The organism is Streptomyces olivochromogenes, from assembly GCF_021538895.1.
In the GTDB taxonomy this organism is placed as follows: domain Bacteria; phylum Actinomycetota; class Actinomycetes; order Streptomycetales; family Streptomycetaceae; genus Streptomyces; species Streptomyces olivochromogenes_A.
In genome coordinates this window covers 1-17,978 of sequence record NZ_JADDRL010000160.1, presented here as the reverse complement: position 1 = coordinate 17,978, position 17,978 = coordinate 1, and the positions used below count along the sequence as shown (strand labels likewise).

Annotated in this window: 16 protein-coding genes; 12 read left to right on the top strand and 4 right to left on the bottom strand. The window is 72.6% G+C overall.

The genetic code is table 11. The features are described from left to right. From IPZ69_RS42805 to IPZ69_RS42770, 8 genes are all read left to right on the top strand, one after another. On the top strand, positions 1 to 388 hold a 388-nt coding region (locus IPZ69_RS42805; protein WP_235460297.1), incomplete at its 5' end, for a hypothetical protein. Next, the gene (locus IPZ69_RS42800; RefSeq protein WP_235460296.1) at positions 385 to 657 is read left to right on the top strand and encodes a hypothetical protein; all 273 of its coding nucleotides are present in this window, start codon (positions 385 to 387) and stop codon (positions 655 to 657) included. The genes IPZ69_RS42805 and IPZ69_RS42800, both read left to right, overlap by 4 nt. A gap of 82 nt (positions 658 to 739) precedes the next feature. Next, the gene (locus IPZ69_RS42795; protein ID WP_235460295.1) at positions 740 to 1,024 is read left to right on the top strand and encodes a hypothetical protein; all 285 of its coding nucleotides are present in this window, start codon (positions 740 to 742) and stop codon (positions 1,022 to 1,024) included. Positions 1,025 to 1,041: 17 nt separating this feature from the next. Continuing rightward, complete coding sequence (locus IPZ69_RS42790) at positions 1,042 to 1,797, top strand: hypothetical protein (protein ID WP_235460294.1); 756 nt, start codon at positions 1,042 to 1,044, stop codon at positions 1,795 to 1,797. 1 nt (position 1,798) lies between these two features. Continuing rightward, positions 1,799 to 3,019: a hypothetical protein gene (locus IPZ69_RS42785; RefSeq protein ID WP_235460293.1), complete on the top strand. Its 1,221-nt coding sequence runs from the start codon at positions 1,799 to 1,801 to the stop codon at positions 3,017 to 3,019. Positions 3,020 to 3,176: 157 nt separating this feature from the next. Continuing rightward, positions 3,177 to 4,670 (top strand): SCO6880 family protein, encoded by a 1,494-nt coding sequence (locus IPZ69_RS42780; RefSeq protein WP_235460292.1) that lies wholly within the window; start codon positions 3,177 to 3,179, stop codon positions 4,668 to 4,670. Further along, on the top strand, positions 4,667 to 6,409 hold the full coding sequence (locus IPZ69_RS42775) for an ATP/GTP-binding protein (RefSeq protein WP_235460291.1): 1,743 nt from the start codon (positions 4,667 to 4,669) through the stop codon (positions 6,407 to 6,409). The genes IPZ69_RS42780 and IPZ69_RS42775 overlap by 4 nt, the downstream gene beginning before the upstream one ends. Continuing rightward, on the top strand, positions 6,406 to 8,190 hold the full coding sequence (locus IPZ69_RS42770; protein ID WP_235460290.1) for a type IV secretory system conjugative DNA transfer family protein: 1,785 nt from the start codon (positions 6,406 to 6,408) through the stop codon (positions 8,188 to 8,190). The genes IPZ69_RS42775 and IPZ69_RS42770 overlap by 4 nt, the downstream gene beginning before the upstream one ends. Here the strand turns inward: IPZ69_RS42770 and IPZ69_RS42765 are convergent. Both IPZ69_RS42765 and IPZ69_RS42760 read right to left on the bottom strand, forming a co-directional pair. After that, positions 8,120 to 9,349, bottom strand: a complete 1,230-nt coding sequence (locus IPZ69_RS42765; RefSeq protein ID WP_235460289.1) for a DUF418 domain-containing protein — start codon at positions 9,347 to 9,349, stop codon at positions 8,120 to 8,122. The two genes, IPZ69_RS42770 and IPZ69_RS42765, sit on opposite strands and share 71 nt — an antisense overlap. After that, on the bottom strand, positions 9,346 to 9,738 hold the full coding sequence (locus tag IPZ69_RS42760) for a hypothetical protein (protein WP_235460288.1): 393 nt from the start codon (positions 9,736 to 9,738) through the stop codon (positions 9,346 to 9,348). The genes IPZ69_RS42765 and IPZ69_RS42760 overlap by 4 nt, the downstream gene beginning before the upstream one ends. Before the next feature lie 161 nt (positions 9,739 to 9,899). Between IPZ69_RS42760 and IPZ69_RS47265 the strand changes: the two genes are divergently transcribed. After that, positions 9,900 to 10,943, top strand: a complete 1,044-nt coding sequence (locus IPZ69_RS47265; RefSeq protein ID WP_268835766.1) for a C40 family peptidase — start codon at positions 9,900 to 9,902, stop codon at positions 10,941 to 10,943. A 524-nt stretch (positions 10,944 to 11,467) separates the two neighbouring features. On the opposite strand, the gene IPZ69_RS42750 is transcribed toward IPZ69_RS47265, so the two are convergent. Then, the gene (locus IPZ69_RS42750; RefSeq protein WP_235460287.1) at positions 11,468 to 12,907 is read right to left on the bottom strand and encodes a hypothetical protein; all 1,440 of its coding nucleotides are present in this window, start codon (positions 12,905 to 12,907) and stop codon (positions 11,468 to 11,470) included. Between the two features lie 154 nt (positions 12,908 to 13,061). Here IPZ69_RS42750 and IPZ69_RS42745 point away from each other — a divergent pair, with 154 nt between their 5' ends. Both IPZ69_RS42745 and IPZ69_RS42740 read left to right on the top strand, forming a co-directional pair. Further along, a complete protein-coding gene (locus IPZ69_RS42745; protein ID WP_235460286.1) occupies positions 13,062 to 13,460 on the top strand; it encodes a DUF4913 domain-containing protein in 399 nt (132 codons plus the stop codon). A 137-nt stretch (positions 13,461 to 13,597) separates the two neighbouring features. After that, positions 13,598 to 14,362 (top strand): hypothetical protein, encoded by a 765-nt coding sequence (locus IPZ69_RS42740; RefSeq protein ID WP_235460285.1) that lies wholly within the window; start codon positions 13,598 to 13,600, stop codon positions 14,360 to 14,362. 128 nt (positions 14,363 to 14,490) lie between these two features. On the opposite strand, the gene IPZ69_RS42735 is transcribed toward IPZ69_RS42740, so the two are convergent. After that, a complete protein-coding gene (locus IPZ69_RS42735) occupies positions 14,491 to 17,406 on the bottom strand; it encodes an AfsR/SARP family transcriptional regulator (RefSeq protein WP_235460284.1) in 2,916 nt (971 codons plus the stop codon). Positions 17,407 to 17,592: 186 nt separating this feature from the next. Here IPZ69_RS42735 and IPZ69_RS42730 point away from each other — a divergent pair. Continuing rightward, on the top strand, positions 17,593 to 17,978 hold a 386-nt coding region (locus IPZ69_RS42730; protein WP_374295831.1), incomplete at its 3' end, for a hypothetical protein.

Sequence of the window (17,978 nt, the reverse complement as noted above, 5' to 3'; positions counted from 1 at the left end):
CTCACTGGTCGAGGCGCTCGGCGGGGTGGACCTGGGGGCCCGCTGGCCCGAGCCGACGCGGGGCGAGCCTCGGCGGATCGTGCTGGTCGGACGGACCAGCGCGCGCGGACTGCGCTCCGTCTCCCAGGCGTTGGGCGCGCTGAAGGAGGGACGCGCCCCACAGGGGCTCGACCTGCTGGGCGTGGTGCTCGTCGCCGACGCACCCGGTCGGCTGCCGCTCGGTCTGCTGAGGCGTATCCGGGTGCTGCGTTCGGTCACGCACGTACACCGGGTGCCGTGGATACCGGCCTGGCGCCTGGGCGGCAGGCCGAAGTCCCTGCCCCGGCAACTCGCCACGCTCGCCGAGCTGGTGGGCATCGAGTCGCACAGCGAGGGATCCGCGTCGTGAACCACCTCCTGGCCGCCGGCGGCGCCTACAACCCGCCCGCGGGCGCCGGCACCATCCTCGGCATCCTCGCCTGGTGCGCCACGGCCGCCGGCGTCGCCGGCCTGCTGGTCGTCGGCATCAGCATGGCGGTCCAGCTCAACCGGGGTGAACCCGGCGAGGGCGGTACGCACTTCCGCGGCATCTTCTTCGTCACCCTCGGCTGCCTGGTCGCCTCGACGGCCGGCCCGCTCGTCGCATTCCTCGGCGACCTGTCGCTCCTGGGTCCCTGACCACCAGCCACAACACACCTTCCAGCGCAACCAGACCCCTCGCCCGCCGCTCAGGCAGGGCGCCGATTCCTCGGAGATCCGCATGTCCTCGCTGCTCGTTGAAGCCTCCAACCTCCTTGTCGCCGTGCCCCAGCCGAAGAGCGACGCCCCGGGCCCGCTCAAGGACAAGGTCAACACCGTCCTCGGCATAGCCGCCTGGGCGGGCACCGCCGCCGGTGTCGCCGGGGTGCTGATCACCGGCGCGATGATGGCGGTCTCCCTCAAGCGGGGCGAGAGTTCGGAGCACATGAGCCGTCTCGGCATGGTGCTCGGCGGTTGTGTCCTGGTGGCCACCGCGGGCCCGCTGGTCAACTTCGTCTTCGCGTGAGCCGACGGGCGGTCGATATGTTCACAAGCAGACAGCGGTGGGCCGAGGAGTCGGAGCCGTACTGGAAGCAGCGCAGCTGGCAGCTGTCGGCGGGGTTCCTCGCCGTCGTGCTCGTACTGAGCGGGATCGTCGCGCTGACGTCCGGCCGGGAGACCGACGCGGACCGCATGCGCGCCGCGGCGCCCGGCCCGCTGTCCGGTGCCGCACTGCACAACGGCCGCCCCCAGGGCTGCAGTACCGACGACAGCTCCGGCGACGCGCTGCCCAAGGCTCCGCCGAAGGACGTCAGCTGGCACACGCTCGGCATCACCCGCGTGCCCCTCTCCGCCTCGGCGGGGCCCACCCGCACGACGGGCACCCTGCGGTGGTGCTTCGCGCGCACGCCCCTCGGCGCCGTGCTGGCCGCCCATGTCATCCCGTCGCAGATGAGCGGCTCCGGTTGGCGGGCCGCCGCTCAGCAGCAGGTCGTCGCCGGGCACGGGCGCGACCTGTTCGTGTTCCAGCGTTCCACCGTCCAGGACATCGACAGCGGCGGGCAGACCGGCGACACGTCCGTCGCCTCGTACGCCGGTTTCTCGGTGACCTCGTACAAGAGCACGTCCGCGAGCGTCAAGCTCCTCCTGCGGGGCGAGCAGGGCTACGCGGCCACCACCATCGCGCTGCGCTGGAGCGGCGGCGACTGGAAGGTCCTGCCCAACGGCGACGGATCCCTGCACACGCCGGTGACGGCCGTCCAGGGCAACACCAGCGGCTACACCCTGTGGGGGGTCTGAGATGAACTGCCCGACCGGCAATCCGGTCATCGACCTGGTGAAGGGCTTCTTCAGCTTTCTCGGCAACCCCATCGGGACCATCATCGAGCTGGTCGCGAACACCATCCTCGCGGGTGCGGTCGCGGTGTTCGGGGCCCTGATCACCGGAGTGCCGACCCTGACGGGCACGGCCACGGCGAAGGACGTCGGCAGTCAGACGCAGTGGCTGGTGGTCTATCTCGCGGTCGGCTCGCTGATCTTCGCCTCGGTCCGCATGGCGCTGGAACGTCGCGGCACCGCGGGCGTGACCGCCCTGAAGGGCATTCTCCGGGTCATCCTGGTCTCGGGCGCCGCCACCACCGTCGTCACGGCCGCCGCGGCCGTCGCGGACGACTACTCCACGTTCCTCTTCAACGCGGGCGCGCAGCAGCAGTTGAACAACGTCGGGGCCTGCAGCAACGGCGACAACGTCCAGTCCTTCCTGCTGCTGGTGCTCGCCTTCCTGCTGCTGATCTCCGGGATCATCCACACCATCCTGATGTACATCCGGCTCGGCGTCATGATCCTGCTCCTCGGCACCCTCCCGCTGGCCGCCGCGGCCTCGATGACCGACTGGGGTGCCGGCTGGTGGCGCAAGCACATCGGCTGGATGATCGCCTGGCTGCTGTACAAACCCGCGGCCGGTCTCGTGCTGTACGCGGGATCAGCGATGATCACCTCGGGCGGCAAGGGCGGCGACATCAACGCACGCATCGCCGGTATCGGCCTGATGCTGCTGTCCGCGGTCGCCCTGCCCGCGCTGCTCAAGCTCGTGGTACCGGCCACCGCCGCGCTCGGCGGAGCCTCCGCCATGTCCGGCGCGATGTCGTCGGTGGGCGGAGCCCTCGCGACCGGTGCCCGCTCGCTCGGCGGCGCGGGCGGCGGCAGCGGCGGGCAGGCGGGTCCGACCGGCTCGAAGGGAGCGTCCGGCACGGGCGGCTCCAGCGGCTCCGCCGGTCCGGGCGGCGAGGCGGGCGCGAGCGGTTCGGGCGGCGCGAACGGCGTGGGCCGGGGCGGTGCCCCGGGCGCCGGTGCGGGAGCCGGCGGCGCGGGAGCGGCCGGCGGCGCCGGCCGGGCGGCAGCCGCGGCCGGGGGACCGGCCGGTGCCGCCGTCGCCGCCGCGGTGACCGCGGCGCAGGTCGTCGGCCGCGCCGCGTCCGGCTCCCTGGAAGGCGCCGACGGCGAGCTGGGCCACAACAGGTGACCCCCTCCCGCGGCGCCGGGAGATCTCGCGGCCCACGTCTCCCCGCCGCCCTCTGAACGACCGCCGGACTCCCGCCCCCCCCAAGGGAGTTCGGCGGTCTTCTCCGCCCCCCCGCCGCCGTAAACACCGTCATTTCACGAAGGGAAACCGGACCCTCATGTCCACGGAAGCCGTCACCCATCCGACCTACGGGAACTGGCGCCGGCCACGGCGGCCCGGGCTCGGACCACTCGGCCTCGTCGGCACCTTCGGTGTCTTCGGCGGACTGGTCGTCACCCTGCTCGCCTCACTGATCTCGCTGTACGCCGCGCTGATCGTGGCGGTCCCGGTCGTGGTGTTCCTGGTGCCGCTCGCCATCCGCACCCAGGACGGGCGCAACGTCTACCAGTTGATCGCCCTGCGCGTCGGCTGGTGGCGCCGCAAGGCCAAGGGCGCGCACCTCTACGTCTCCGGCCCCCTGTCCGCCCGGCCGGGCGGCCGGTTCCGTCCGCCCGGCCTGCTCAACAAGGTCACCGCGACGGAGGGCCGGGACGCCTACGACCGGCCCTTCGGCGTCCTGCACCACCCGGCCCGCAACCTGTACACGATCGTCCTGGGCTGCGACCCCGACGGCGGTGCCCTGGTCGACCCCGACCAGGTCGACGTCTGGGTCGCACTGTGGGGCGAGTGGCTGGCCCGGCTGGCTCACGAACCCGGGCTGCACGGCGCCTCCCTGATCGTGGAGACCGCCCCCGACCCGGGCACCCGGCTCGCCCACGAGGTGCTGCCCCGCATCCACCCCGACGCGCCGGCCGCCGCCCGCGCCGTGATGGAGGAGGTCGTCGAGCGCTATCCGACCGCGTCGTCCGAGATGCACACCTACGTCACCCTCACCTACGGCGTGCCCGCCGGCCAGAAGCGCAAGCCGGACGACATGATCTCCGACCTCGCCATCCGACTCCCGGGCCTGCTCGGCGGGCTCTCCTCGGCCGGCGGCGGCTCGGCGTACCCGCTGTCGGCCGAGCGGATCGCCGAGGTCGTCCGCGTCGCCTACGACCCCGCCGTCGCCGCCGACGTGCTCGACGCCCGCGCCCGGTACGGCGGAACCGGCCTGGAGTGGGACGACGCGGGACCCGCCGCCACCGTCGAGACGGTGAACAGTTACCAGCACGACTCGGGGGTGTCCCGGACCTGGCTGCTCACGCTGGCGCCGCGCGGCACCGTCCGGTCCTCGGTGCTGAAGGGCATGCTGGAGGCGGCCCCCGGCACCCGCCGCAAGCGGGTCGCGCTGGTCTACCGGCCCATCGACCCGGCCACCTCGGCGCGGATCGTCGAGGCGGACCGGCGCAGCGCCCAGTTCATGGCGACGTCCGGCCGCGGCATGGTGCAGGCCCGCGCGGCCTCCGAGATGCGGGCGGCGGAACAGACGGCGGCCGAGGAGGCGTCGGGCGCCGGGCTCGTGGAGTTCTCGCTGATGCTGACGGTCACCGTCGACAGCGCCGCGGAACTGGCCGACGCCGGCGTCGTGATCCGCAACCTGACCGCGGCCTCCCGGGTGCTGATGCGGCCCGCCGACCGGATGCAGGCGGCCGCGTTCACCTGCACCCTGCCCACCGGAATCCTCCCGTGGGAGCAGACCCTGATCCCGCACGAACTGCAGGAGGCACTGTGAGCCGCCGGAGCGAGGAGCGGAAGGCCGAGCAGGCCGACCGGCTGGCCGAACGGCAGGCGCGCGAGGCGCTGGGCTCGGACCCGGCCGGGCAGGATCCGTCCTGGACGCGGAAGCCCGTGAAGTCCGGGAAGAGGCCGGCGAAGGAGGGGAAGAGGACGAAGGCGGGCAAGGAGAAGTCCTCCCGCCCCAGGGAGCCGTACGTCCCGCCCCGCGGCTGGTACGGGCCGGGCGGGGGACGCGTCGGCTACATGGACCCGCCCACCATGTGGCGGGCCACCACCGTCCAGGCGTGCGGCATGTGGCCGTTCGCCGCCGGTTCCGGTTCCCCCATGACAGGCGTGCCGCTCGGGCAGCACCTGTTCACCGGCGCCACGGTCTGCGGTGACCCACTGAACTGGTTCACCCGGGCCCGCTACATCTCCAACCCCTCACTGTTCATGCTCGGCATGCCGGGCCTGGGCAAGTCCACACTCGTCAACCGGATGCTGATCGGGCTCGCCGCGACCGGCGTCGTCCCGCTGGTGCTCGGCGACCTCAAGCCCGACTACGCCGACACCGTGCGGGCGCTCGGCGGTCAGGTGATCTCCATCGGCCGGGGCCGGGGCGGCATCAACGTCCTCGACCCCGGCGCGATGGGCGAGGCGGCGGCGAAGATCGGCGGCGAGGCGGGCGAGGTGCTCAAGGCGGAGACGCACGGGCGCGTGCTGAACATGGTCGCGGCGCTCATCACCATCGTGCGGGGCCGTCCGATGGACGACCACGAGCAGTCGGTGCTGAGCGCGTGCCTGCATCATCTGCGTGAACGCACCCCCGCGGGCGGTACGGTCCTGCTGCCCGACCTGCTCCGCGTGCTCGCCGAGGGCCCCGACCGGGTCCGCGCGGTCACCCTGGACCGCGGCGACGACACCCGCTACCGGGACGCCGTCGATCCGCTGCACCGTTCCCTGCTGGGCATCCTCGACGGCCCCCTCGGCGACACCTTCGCCTCCGAGACGTCCACGCGTATCAACCCCGACGCGCCCGCCGTGTGCATCGACATCTCCGGCATCGGCGAGGCCGACACCCAGCTGACCGCGGCCGCGATGCTCGCCGCCTGGTCCGACGGGCTCGGCACGGTGGCCGCCTCGCACGCCCTCGCGGACGCCGGCCTCGCTCCCCGGCGCTGGTTCTTCACCGTGCTCGACGAGCTGTGGCGCCCGCTGCGCGCCGCCTCCGGCATCGTCGACCGCATCGACGCGCTCACCCGCCTCAACCGCTCCCTCGGCCTCGGCGACGCCAAGATCACCCACACCCTCAAGGACGCCGAGGCGCTGGGCACCGACTCCGACCGGGCCAAGGCGCGCGGCTTCGTGGAGCGGGCCGGGATGGTGGTGTGCGCGGGACTGCCGAGGGGCGAGATGGAGGAACTCGGCAAGGTGGTGGGGCTGTCCCGGCGCGAGATCGAGCTCGTGTCGTCCTGGTCCTCACCCCCGGGCTGGGGTGTCTCCGGCGAGCACGAGGAGCCGCCCGGCCGTGGCCGCTTCCTCATCAAGGTCGGCGGCCGGCCCGGCATCCCCATCAAGGTCGCCATCACCGACGCCGAACGCCGACTGCACAACACCAACACCCGCTGGACACCCAACGAGGAGGGCGTGGAACAGGCCGTGGCCCGGGCCGCCGGGCAGGTCGCACGGGCCGCCCAGGAGGGTGCGTACGACCTGCCCGACGCGATGGCGGCGGACGGGAGGTGGACCGCGTGAGCCCCCCGCCCACCGGCGGCGCCTTCCACGACCAGCTGCCGTGGGCCGTCGTCGCGCTCGCCGGCACCGGCCTCGCCCTGTTCACCATCGCCTGGTCCGGCGGCACCCTCGGCTCCGGCCTGTCCGGCCACGGCTTCGACGCCCCGCCCTTCGCCATGTCCACCGTCGCCCGCCTCACCACCGACGGCCCAGCCGGGCTGTGGCCCAGAGCACCGGTCGCCGCCGTCTACGCGGGCATGCTCGGCCTCCTGGCGGTCGTGGCGTCCCCCGCCGCTCTCGTCGCGCGTCTCGTGATGAACCGCGCGGGCCGCCCCAAGGGCCTGGCCGGCCGTCGCGAGCTCGCCGCCATGTGCCCCAAGGGCATCGAGGCCCGTGCCCGCGAACTGCGCCCCGGCCTCAAGGGCCGCGAACAGCTGCACCCGGACGAGACCGGCAACCTCCTCGGCGACCTCGACCCCAAGGGCCCCGAGCTGCGCAGCAGTTACGAGGATGTGGAACTCGACCTCATGGCGCCCCGGGCCGGCAAGTCCACCGGTATCGCCGTCCCCCGGGTGCTGCGCGCCCAGGGCGCCGTGCTGCTCACCTCCAACAAGTCGGACGTGTACGCCGTCACCCGCGCCGAACGCGAGAAGGCGGGCACGGTGTGGACGTTCGACCCGCAGGGCATCGCCCACAGCCCGCGCGCCATGTGGTGGAACCTGCTCGGCGAGTGCCACACCATCGAGGGCGCCCGCCGGCTCGCCGGCCACTTCGTGGCGTCCGTCAACGACGACACGGCGAAGAAGGACTTCTGGATCTCGGCCGCCCAGAACACCCTCACAGCCCTCTTCCTCGCCGCGGCCCGCGGCAAGGCGCCGGTCGTCGAACTCCTCGGCTGGCTCGCCGATCCCGCCGACCGCACTCCGATCGACCTGCTCCGTGAGGCCGGGCTCATCGCGATGGCCGAACAGTTGCAGGGCACGGTCCGCGGCGCGGTGGAGACACGCGACGGCATCTACGAGACGGCCCGCCAGACCGTCTCCTGCCTCCTCGACCCGGAGATTCTCGCCTGGGTCACCCCCGACCCCGCACTGCCCGAGTTCCGCCCCCACGAGCACGTTCTCGGCAAGGACACCCTCTACCTGCTGTCCAAGGACGGCGGCGGATCGGCGGCCGGCGTCATCGCGGGCCTCGCCGACGCGACGATGCGCGCGGGCGTGGTCGCCGCCGAACGCATGGGCGGCAGGCTCGACCCGCCGCTGACCGCGGTCCTCGACGAGGCCGCCAACGTCTGCCGCATCTCCGATCTGCCCGACCTCTACTCGCACTTCGGCTCCCGCGGCATCAACGTCGTGACGCTGTTGCAGAGTTACCGCCAGGGTGCCCGGGTGTGGGGCGAGGTGGGCATGGACGCCCTGTGGAGCGCGGCGACCGTCAAACTTCTCGGCGCGGGCCTGGACGACGCCGACTTCGTGCAGAAGATCTCCACCCTCGTCGGCCAGCACGATGTGCGCACCCCGAGCATCTCCCGCGGCAAGGACGGCACGTCACGCTCGTACTCCTACCGCCAGGAGGCCGTCCTGCCGCCCGACAGGATCCGTGCCCTGCCCAAGGGCACCGCTCTGCTCCTCGCCACCGGCGTCCGGCCCGCCCTGATCCGGTTGCGCCCCTGGTACAAGGAGCCCGGCGCCGCCGCGATCTCGGCGGCGGCGAAGGCGGAGACGGCCGCCATCACGGCACGGGCCGCACGTCGTCCGACGGGCATGTCACCGGTCGGCGTCGAGGACACCGTGCCAAGGTGACCGTGCGCAGCAGCAGCTCGGCCGGCCCGTACCGCACACGCCTCATCAGGGCTTTCCCCAGGGCGAGTTGGGCGCCGTAGAGCAGCACGCAGCCCGCCAGGACGGCCGCGGTGCCGACCCGGTCGTAGAGCCCCAGTCCGTACCCGGTGAACACGCAGGCGAGGACCAGCGACTGGGTGAGGTAGTGGGTGAGCGCCATACGCCCGGAGGCGGCGAGCAGGCCGGCCGTCGCCGGGCGTGCGGCGTCGAGCAGCAGGAGCAGTCCGCACGCGTACGACGCCGTCAGCGCCGGCGCGGTCAGTACCGCCACCGCCTGTCCGACGAGGAACCACCGGCTGTCCAGGGGCCAGTTCTCGCAGCAGGCGGTGGCAACGCCACCGGCCAGCCCGACCGGCAGCCACCGTACGACGACCCCGCGCAGCCACGCCCGGTCCCGCCCACGCCGCTCCACGAGCCGGGACCCGGCCGCCGCGAGTCCCGCCAGGAAGGCGGCCAGCAGATCGGCCGCGTACAGCAGGTCGGAGCCGATCAGCCCCGGCAGGTCGCGCACATGGGCACCCACCACCGACCACGCGCCGCCGCGGTAGGCGGCGGCGGTGTCCGCGACCCGAGGGGCGTCCTGGCCGGCGGTGAGCGGCTCGGTGAGCGCGACCGTCAGCAGCCCGTACCCGAGCAGGACCACCGTCAGCCCCACGACCAGGCCGGCCGCCAGGCGCAGGGCGGTCCGCGGGGCCAGCCCGCGCAGCCCGTACAGCACCAGCGACAGTGCCGCGTACGTCATCAGGATGTCGCCGGGATAGAGCAGCACGGCGTGGGCGAGACCGAGCCCGAACAGCCCGGCCGCGCGCCGCAGATGACGCGGCGCGAACGCGGCACCCGCCCGCCGGGCGGACCGCCGCTGAAGCACGAAGCTGTAGCCGAACAGGAAGGAGAACAGCAGATAGAACTTGGCGGAGACCAGCGCGGTCACCGCCCAGCCCGCGGCCCGGTCGAGCGGCGAGGCCCCCGGCCCGCCGCCGAAGGCGGTATACGGTCCCGCCATCATCTGGGCGTTGACCAGCAGGATGCCGAACAGGGCGAAGCCGCGCAGCACATCGAGCTCGCTCAGACGCGGGGCGCGCTCGGGCAGGTCATCGGGCAGGTCCTCGTCCGGTCTCATGGCGTCACCACGACGCCGGCGCCGAAGGCCAGGGTCGAGGACACGAACCACCCGAACGACGGCGCCAGGAGATGCCGCAGCGTCCACAGCCGCGCCGCGGTCGGCCGCGTCCGCGCATAGACCACGATCACGCGTCCGCCGACCGGCGGCAGCCCGCACAGCGGCCCGTACCGCCCCGGATCGAGGACGAGGTCCCGCCCGAGGTGGTCGGAGAACACCACCAGCCCGCCGCGCCGCGGGTCGGCCGCCGCACGGGCCGCCACCACGCCCGGCACGCGCAGTCCGCGCAGCCACAGGAGCGCCGCCGCCACCGACGCCCGGAGGGCCAGCAGCAGAAAGCCGAGGCCGAACCCCGTGCACAGCGCCAGCGGCAGCAACTCCGTGTACATGCAGACCCCTTCACCGTCCCGGTCCCCTTCCGCGCCCCTCGGCAGGCACAACGGGCCTGGGGCCGGGCCCGGTTCACCTCCTTTGAACCACCGGACAGCACCGCCTCGTTGTGAGGACGAACCACGCCCCCGTACGGTCCACGAAAGGAGCTCCGGCCCAGATGAGCCAGACGAGACGGACGCTGCACGCGCACGGCCGGCGGACGGCGGTGGCCGTCGCCCTGGCCTGTGTCCTGACGACGACGGTCCAGCAGCCGGCCCGGGCCGAGCCCTCGACCCTCCCCGAGATACAGGCCGAACTCCGGCGCCTCTACCACGACGCCGAGGTCGCCACGGAGAAGTACAACGCCGCCGACGAGAAGGTGACCCAGCAGGAGAAACGTGTCCGCACGCTCACTGCCCAGGTCCGGGCGGCCGAGACGAAACTGGGCCGCCTCACTTCGCTCGCCGGGGCCGCGGCCCGCGCCCAGTACCGGACCGGCGGCCTGCCCGCCGAGGTGCAGTTCGCCCTGGCCAGTGACCCCGAACAGGCCCTGGACAACGCCTCCCTGGCCCGCCGGGCCGAGCAGTCCACACAGGGCGTGCTGACCGCCCTGACCAAGACCCGCGAGGATCTGAGCACCCGCAAGGAGGACGCGTCCGAGGAACTGAACAGCCTCCGGACGAACCGTCGCGCCAGGGACGCCGAGCGCGGGACGATCGAGCGGCACATCGCCGCCGCCCGCAAGGTGCAGTCACGCCTGAAGGAGAAACAGCGCAGGGAACTGGCCGCACTCGAGCGGAAGGATGCCCAGGACGCCCAGGCACGGTGGGAACGCACGGGCATCCTCGAACAGGCCGGCACCAAGGCGACCCCGGCCGGCCGGAAGGCCATCGCCTACGCCACCCGTCAGCTCGGCAAGCCCTACCAATGGGGCGCCGAGGGCCCCGACTCCTTCGACTGCTCCGGCCTCACCTCCCAGGCCTGGCTGCACGCGGGCGTCGCCATCCCCCGGACGTCCGAGGAGCAGTGGCGGCAGCTCACACGCGTCCCCATCGAGGACATGCGCCCCGGCGACCTGATCATCTACTTCGACGACGCCAGCCACGTAGCCCTCTACATCGGCGACGGAAAGATCATCCAGGCCCCGCGCCCCGGACGGTGGGTGTACGTGTCACCGGTGGCGTCGATGGAGATCCTGGGGGTGGTACGGCCGGACGCCTGACACCGACGAGGGGCGGCCCTCCGGGCCCGCCCCTCGCTCCCCTGCCTCTCCCCCGTCTCTTCCTCTCAACCGACGCGCCGCCCCGACGACCGCTCCGGGTCCGCACACCGGGCGGCGGCCTCGGGCGACAGCTCGAATCCCGGCGGCAACGGGAGCAGTCCGGCGGGCAGCGGTGCCAGGGAAAGCCGCGGTGCGCGAGCGGACCCGCCCCGCGATTCCTGCCCGGCAGCCGCCCCGTCGCCGTCCGGCACGGACGGACGGCGTGCCAGCAGGCCACGCGGCGGGAACGGAACGGCCGGCCTCGGTTCGAGCATGTGCGTTCCTCCGGGATCTGTGCGCTGCGGGGTGCCGGCCCGGTCGGCTGCCGGCACCGGTTCGAGAGGCACAACGGCTCCGCACGGCCCGCGGTTCAGCCCGCCGGGTCCGAAGGCGGTGGCCCGAACGGGTGTGCCAGGTGGCGGGGCGACGGACCCGAAGTCCTGTCGCCCCGCCGCCCGCCCATCGTGGCCCTTCCGGCGGAGCGCTCAGCGCGTCGGCCCGGTCGCCGCCCGCTTCACCGGAGGCTTCGCCGGTGCCTGGGCGGCGGAGGCGGTGATGCCCGGGCCCTCCGGGGACGGGGTCCGGGGCATGCTCAGGGCGGCCACCTGCTGGCGGAGTCCAGCCATGTTCGCGCCCTCGGACGCCGGACTCGGCGTGCGCCGCGGCGAGTTGCCCGCCGACGTGGAGTAGTGCACCTCGTAGGGAAGGTGAGCCGGCTTGTTCAGCCCCTCCATGCCCAGTGCCGCCGCCTCGCGGACACCGAAGTTGCTGACCTGGACGAGGGTGACCTTGCTGTCCGCCTTGAGCTGCGTCACGTCGCCCGGGTCGTCGGTGCTCCGGGTCCGCCAGCTGTTCTGGTTGTCCTTGCCGAGGCTCAGCTGCGGCAGCACCCGCACATTGTCGACCTGGTACGCCCGCATGGTGACGTCATTCCAGGTCGCCTGGTCCACTTGGGGCACCGGCATGTCCTGCTGGGTCTGGCCGGGCGGCGTCGCAGTCGTGCCGTAGACGAGGTGGATGCCGTCGGCGAGGGCGCTGACGGCCATGCGGCCGATGATGTCCCCGCGGCTCGGATCCTGCGTGTTGTACTTGGCGCCCAGCAGATTGTCGTCCTTCAGGTTGATGGTGTCGGGACGGAACCTCCGGCTGTCGTCATTCGGGAGGAAGGTGACGTTGCCCTTGCGCACCTCGTCCTGGGACAGCTGGGCGAGATAGCCGATGTGCTGGTTCGCGGCCGCCTGGGCCACCTCCTGCCCCTTTGTCCCCTTTCTCGTGTACATGGCGAAGACATCGAGGTGCGGCATCATCTGGGGCTCGATGCCCGCGTCGTCGTGCCGTTCCGTCATCGCCATGAAGCCCGCGTTCAGGACGTGCCGCATATTGGCGTCCTGGCCGTGCGAGAGGTCAACGACTTTCAGTTCGGCGGTGGAGAAGTCGAACGGCGTCACAGCCTCCTGGGAGAAGTTCGAGTCTTCCTTGACCGCCTCCCACTCCGTGTCCGTCATGTGGTGGTGGGACAGGTCCAGGCTCAGGCCGGTCTCCTCGCCCCTCAGCAGAAACGTGGCCAGGTCCTTCGCGGCGATGTAGCCCTGGTTGCCCATCTCCGCGCTGAAGATGTCGTCGAGCGTCTGCTTGTCGTACTTCGGTGCGAGGCCGGCGGCCAGCCGCTCGGTGTGATCGCGGACGTCCAGCACTTTGACGTCGTACTTATCGGCCTCGGTCTCGTACCCGTCCAGGAGCTGCTTCACGTGCTGCCGTCCGGCCTCCCCGGGAGGACGCCGGGGCATCACCACCAGTTCCTTCGCCGAGTTCGGGAACCGCTCGCTCAGTGCCCGCAGTCCCTCCTTGGCGTTGTCGCTCATCTCGTCGCCGAACCAGATGAACTGCACCTTCTCCGGCTCGGTGACCGGGTTCCGTTCGGGCATGCGCGTTCCTCCCTGCCCGGCGGACGAGCGCCGCCGGCTGTCACGCACAACGGAGCGGGCACGCCCGGGGGTTCAGTGCCCGGCTGAACCTCCGGCGACGTCAGGACCGTAGTAGTGGCGACGTTGACCCCGACAGAGATCCCGGAGTACCGACATGACCCTGGCGCCGGAGCCGACATCACAGCAGCAGGACGGTCCCGCCTTCATCCTGTACCTGGAGGGCTCCGAGTACGACGACGGCCTGCACCGGCTGACTCTGTGGGTACGCCACCTGCTGCTGCCCGTGTACGGCAGGGAGGTCGCCTCCACCGCCCCTTGGTGCCCCAGCTGGTGGAAGCACCCGGAGGCGGTGGCGCAGTTGTACGGACTGTGGATGGCGTGGCAGGAGCTGACCGGCCCCGGTTCCGGAGCGACCGGGCCCGCGGCCTGGCACCGCGACCACCTCACCCATGTCATGGCCGCACTGCGCGACCCGTCGGGACCCTTCGCGGGCTGCAAGGCCGGCGCGCACCGGGCCAAGGAGGCGCCGGGGATGGACCCTTATCCGGGCTGACAGGCTGACGGGCTGATGGGGTCGTTGAACCATTCGTCCTCCACAGCCCGTTGTTGCTTGCGTCAGCGCCTCCGACTCGAAAGTGGGGCACCGTGCCGGATGACCACGCGGCTTCCCCGGCCAGGAACCGGTTGACCATGGAGCACCCCGAAGTCGAGCTGGCGCAAGGGCTGGTCAGGGCCGAGCTGGCGCTGAGAGAGGCGCGGCGCGGTGGCGCGGAGCTGGACGCCCTCTGGGCGCAGGTGGCGGAGGAGTTGCGTCGCCTCTGGGATCGTTTCACCGGACGGTCGCAGCCGATGCCGGCCGGCCCGGACGCCTCGTTGGCGGGCCGCCCGGAGGCCGACTCGTTCGGCCGGGCCCCGTCCGCACCGAGCCTCGGCGGGCCCGCGCCGACCCCGCCGATGACGGCCGGGCCCCGCCCGCGGTCCGGCGCCGAGGCGTCGGCGCATCAGGAGTTGGCACGCCTCGAACAGCGCATCGACCAGCTCCCGCCGGCCGTGCGAACGGCCTTCGAGGACGCGGTCCTGGACCTGGTCCGGAGCGACAGCCGGCTGAAGGCGGCGTTCGAGCAGTCCCCCGAGAGCATCCCGACGGTCGCGAAGTACGCCGTGAACGCGCAGTTGCGGGAATCACTGCGAGGAACAGCACCGACCGACCCGCCACGGCGGTCCTTCAGCGGGGTGGCCCGCCTGTCCCCGTCGACCCCGAGCCCCGCCGGCCGGCCTCGGCCGCCCAGCGCGCCGGCGATCCTCGGCCAGGAGGGGCGGGCGCTCCTTCGGGACCAGGTCGCCACCTCCAAGCCCACGATCGGCGGTGCCCAGAACCCCAACTCCTCCTCCAGGCCCGCCAGTCCCGCGCCCGGTCGGCCGAGCCAGAACAGCGGGCCGAGCCGAGCGCAGTGACGTGCTGCCGCCGATGAACCCTTCACAGCCCCCTCCGTCGTGCGTGTGCAACCGACAACGGGCCTTCGCCCCCCCAAGCCCGAGGGAGAGGCACGTTCCTGCCGGTCCTCGACCCGGGCGAACCCATGTCAGGCGGTCCGCCCGTGCACGTCACCGTCGGCGCCGACGCCGGCGCGCAACGCTCCGGCCTCCAGTCGGCCGAGTTTCTCGCGGATCTTCTCGGCGTCCGGATGGTCGAACTCCGCGAAGATCGCCAGCGCCCGACGCCAGCTGGCACGAGCGGCCTGCGGCTCGTCGACGGCCAGCTGGATGTCGCCGAGGTTGCCCAGGGTGTGGCCCTCCCCCCACCGGTTGCCGACCTTCCGATGCGTCTCCAGCGCCTGGTGGTAGTGGTCGACGGCGTCGTCGTGACGGTGGAGCCGGTGGTGGACCGTGCCGAGGATGTCGAGTGCGACGCCCGTGACCCAGTGGTTGTCGTTCGCGCGCAGGACGGTCAGCGCCTGTCCCAGACAGTCGAGGGCTTCGTCGTAGCGGCCGAGCCGCTGGTAGGCGTCGCCCAGGTTGGTCAGGGCGATGCCCTCTCCCCACCCGCTGTCGAGGACCCGGTCGAGGGCCAGCCCCCGGCGGGTGTACTCGACGGCCTTGTCGAGCCGGCCGGCCTGAAGGTAGGCGTCGCCCAGATTGCCCACCGCCGACGCCCTGCCCATGATGTCCCCGATCTCCCGGAAGGCGGTCATGGATTGGTGGTTGTGGTCGATGGCCTCGTCGAACCGGCCGAAGCAGCGCAGCGCGGCGGCCATGTCCGCGAGGCCCTGGGCCTCGCCCCTGCGGTCGCCGGCGGCGCGGGCGGCGGACAGGCCCGTCCCGGCGGTGTCGAGCCAGTCGTGCAGATGGCTGCGGAGGTAGAAGAACCCCCACAGCACGGCCGGCAGTCGCCAGGCAATGCCCGGATGCCCGCACTCGGCGGCCCGGCGCACCGAGCAGACCAGATTGGCCCGTTCGGTCTCGCACCAGTTCAGGGCCTCCTCGTACGTCGTGAAATCCAGCGGACGGCAGAGGGCGGGCAGGGGTTCGAGGGGGATCCGGCGGCGGTGCGGGGTCAGGTGCGGGTAGGCGGCGTCGGCGGTGTGCAGATACCAGGCGAGCAGCCGCTCGACGGCCCGGTCCCGTTCCTGCGGTGCCTCCTCGGCGTGGACGCGTTCGGCGGCGTAGACGCGCAGCAGGTCGTGCAGGGCGTAGCGGCCGGGGAAGTGCTCGGTGAGCAGATGGGCACGGGTGAGTTCGACGAGCAGGCCGCTCGTCTCCCGCAGGGTGAGTCCCGCGATCGAGGCCGCGGCGGGCGCCGAGATGTCGGGTCCGTTGTGCAGGCCCAGCAGCCGGAACAGACGCGCGGCCGGGGCGGACAGTGCCTTGTACGACCAGGAGAAGACGGCCCGTACGTCGGTGGTGATGTCGTCGCCCCCGGCGAAGGCGTCGAGACTGCCGTGGCTGTCGGCCAGTTCCTCGGCGATGGCGCTGAGCGGGAAACCGGCGTGGACGGCCGCATGGGCGGCGACGATCGCGAGAGCCAGCGGCAGCCGGGCGCACTGCCTGATGATCTCGTCCGCCGCCTGCGGCTCCGCCGCCAGCCGCTCGGCGCCGAGGCGGCGCGCGAGGAGGTCATGTGCCTCGGCGGAGGAAAGCTGGTCCAGGGTCAGGGGATGCGCCCCCTCGCCGACGACCAGGCCGGTGAGCTGGTTGCGGCTGGTCACGATGACCAGACAGCCGGGGGAGCCGGGCAGCAGCGGACGGACCTGGTCGGTGTCCCGGGCATTGTCGAGGAGCACCAGCACCCGGCGCTCGGCGAGCATGCTGCGATACAGCGCCGCCTGGGCGTCGAGACCGGCGGGAATGCGCATCGGCGGGACGCCGAGCGCGTCGAGGAAGATCCGGATGGCCTCCTGCGGCGTCACGACCGTACCGGTCGGATCGAAGCCGCGCAGGTTGATGCAGAGCTGTCCGTCGGGGAAGCGGTCGGCGATCTGGTGCGCCCAGTGCACGGCCAGGGTGGTCTTGCCTATCCCGCCCATGCCGCCTATCGCGCTGATCACGACCGTGGCCGGAGGGCCGCCGTGCTCGGGCAACAGAGCGTGGGTGCGGGCGAGTTCGGCGTGCCGTCCGGCGAAGGCCGGCAGGTCGGCGGGTAATTGCGCCGGGCGGGCCGGGTGCACGGGGAGCGGGGGTTTGGACTCCGCGGGCGGGTCCGGCTGCGGAGGCGGGCCGAGGTCCAGGGAGGCGTCGGCCGCGAGTATCCGGTCATGCAGGTCCTGAAGCGGCGCGCCGGGGTCGATGCCCAGCTCGGCCACCAGGGTGTTCCGTGTCCGGCGGTAGGCCTCCAGTGCCTCGGCCTGTCTGCCGGACCGGTACAGCGCCAGCATCAGCAGTCGGCACAGCTGCTCCCGCAGCGGGTGCGTGCCGGTCAGCGAGATCAGTTCGGCGATCACCTCGCAGTGGCGGCCGAGTTCGACGTCGGCGTCCAGCCGGGCCTCCAGCGCGGTCAGCCGCTCCTCGCTCAGCCGGGCCCGCTCGGACTCGGCCAGGGGGCCGGGGACGCCGGCCAGTGCCGCGCCCTGCCATCCGTCGAGCGCGGTGTGCAGCAACTCCGCGGCGCCGGACACCAGCCCTGCGGCGCGCAGCTTCTTCGCCTCCGCGACGCGCTGTTCGAACACGACGAGATCCAGGGCGTCCTGGGGGATCCGGGCCAGGTACCCGTCCCCGACCGAGACGACCACCCGCGCGGACTCCGGCGCGTCCCGTCCGGGTTCCAGCACCTTGCGCAGCCGGGACACGTAGGTCCGCAGGACGGACACGGCGGCCGCCGGCAGGTCCTCGCCCCATACGGCGTCCAGGAGTTCACCGAGTGTGACGGGGCGCCCCCTCCGTAGCAGCAGGGCGACCAGCACCGCCCGCTGCTGCGGCGAGCCGAGGTCCAGTTCCCGGTCGGCGCGCCATGCCCGGACCGGACCCAGCACGGTGAAGCGCACGGAACCCTCGTTGACATTCATGTTCGGACTCTACTGAGCGCCGCACTGCGGTTCTGTGGCAGGAATGTCACATTCCGCCGCCAATACGCCTGTTGAAGGAGCACCCGGGAATTGAACCGCTCCGGTACGGCGCCCGTTGCGGTACGAGGGTCCGCCGAGGCGGAACCGACCGAGGCCGCACGGCCGGGAACGTCAGGAGGGACGGGCATGAGCCGGGGTGAAGAGACGGACGAGCCGATCACGGGGGACGACCGCGCCGCACCGGAGGAACCGGCCTCCCCTCACTTCGAGGTGGTCATCTCCGGCGACGGCTCCGCCACCATCGAGGGCGAACCCGTGCGACTGGAGGAGGGGGCGACGCTCGACGCCGCGATCCTCGACACCCTGCACGGACACGCACGCGACCGGAACACCGCCGTGACGGCGGACATCTCCGATCCCTCGGTGGGCTACGTGGCATACGTCGAGGTCGCCCCGGACGGTTCGAGCAGGCTGCTGGAAGAGCACCGGGATCATCCGCTGCACGAGGTCCGGCCTCAGGCGGACCAGCCTCAGGCGGACGACGAGGAGCACGACGGCGAGGAGCACGAGCC

Coding starts and splice junctions, on each gene's coding strand:
- IPZ69_RS42795 (WP_235460295.1), top strand. CDS start 740: ATGTCCTCGCTGCTCGTTGAAGCCTCCAACCTCCTTGTCGCCGTGCCC.
- IPZ69_RS42790 (WP_235460294.1), top strand. CDS start 1,042: ATGTTCACAAGCAGACAGCGGTGGGCCGAGGAGTCGGAGCCGTACTGG.
- IPZ69_RS42785 (WP_235460293.1), top strand. CDS start 1,799: ATGAACTGCCCGACCGGCAATCCGGTCATCGACCTGGTGAAGGGCTTC.
- IPZ69_RS42780 (WP_235460292.1), top strand. CDS start 3,177: ATGTCCACGGAAGCCGTCACCCATCCGACCTACGGGAACTGGCGCCGG.
- IPZ69_RS42765 (WP_235460289.1), bottom strand. CDS start 9,349: ATGAGACCGGACGAGGACCTGCCCGATGACCTGCCCGAGCGCGCCCCG.
- IPZ69_RS42760 (WP_235460288.1), bottom strand. CDS start 9,738: ATGTACACGGAGTTGCTGCCGCTGGCGCTGTGCACGGGGTTCGGCCTC.
- IPZ69_RS47265 (WP_268835766.1), top strand. CDS start 9,900: ATGAGCCAGACGAGACGGACGCTGCACGCGCACGGCCGGCGGACGGCG.
- IPZ69_RS42750 (WP_235460287.1), bottom strand. CDS start 12,907: ATGCCCGAACGGAACCCGGTCACCGAGCCGGAGAAGGTGCAGTTCATC.
- IPZ69_RS42745 (WP_235460286.1), top strand. CDS start 13,062: ATGACCCTGGCGCCGGAGCCGACATCACAGCAGCAGGACGGTCCCGCC.
- IPZ69_RS42740 (WP_235460285.1), top strand. CDS start 13,598: ATGGAGCACCCCGAAGTCGAGCTGGCGCAAGGGCTGGTCAGGGCCGAG.
- IPZ69_RS42735 (WP_235460284.1), bottom strand. CDS start 17,406: ATGAATGTCAACGAGGGTTCCGTGCGCTTCACCGTGCTGGGTCCGGTC.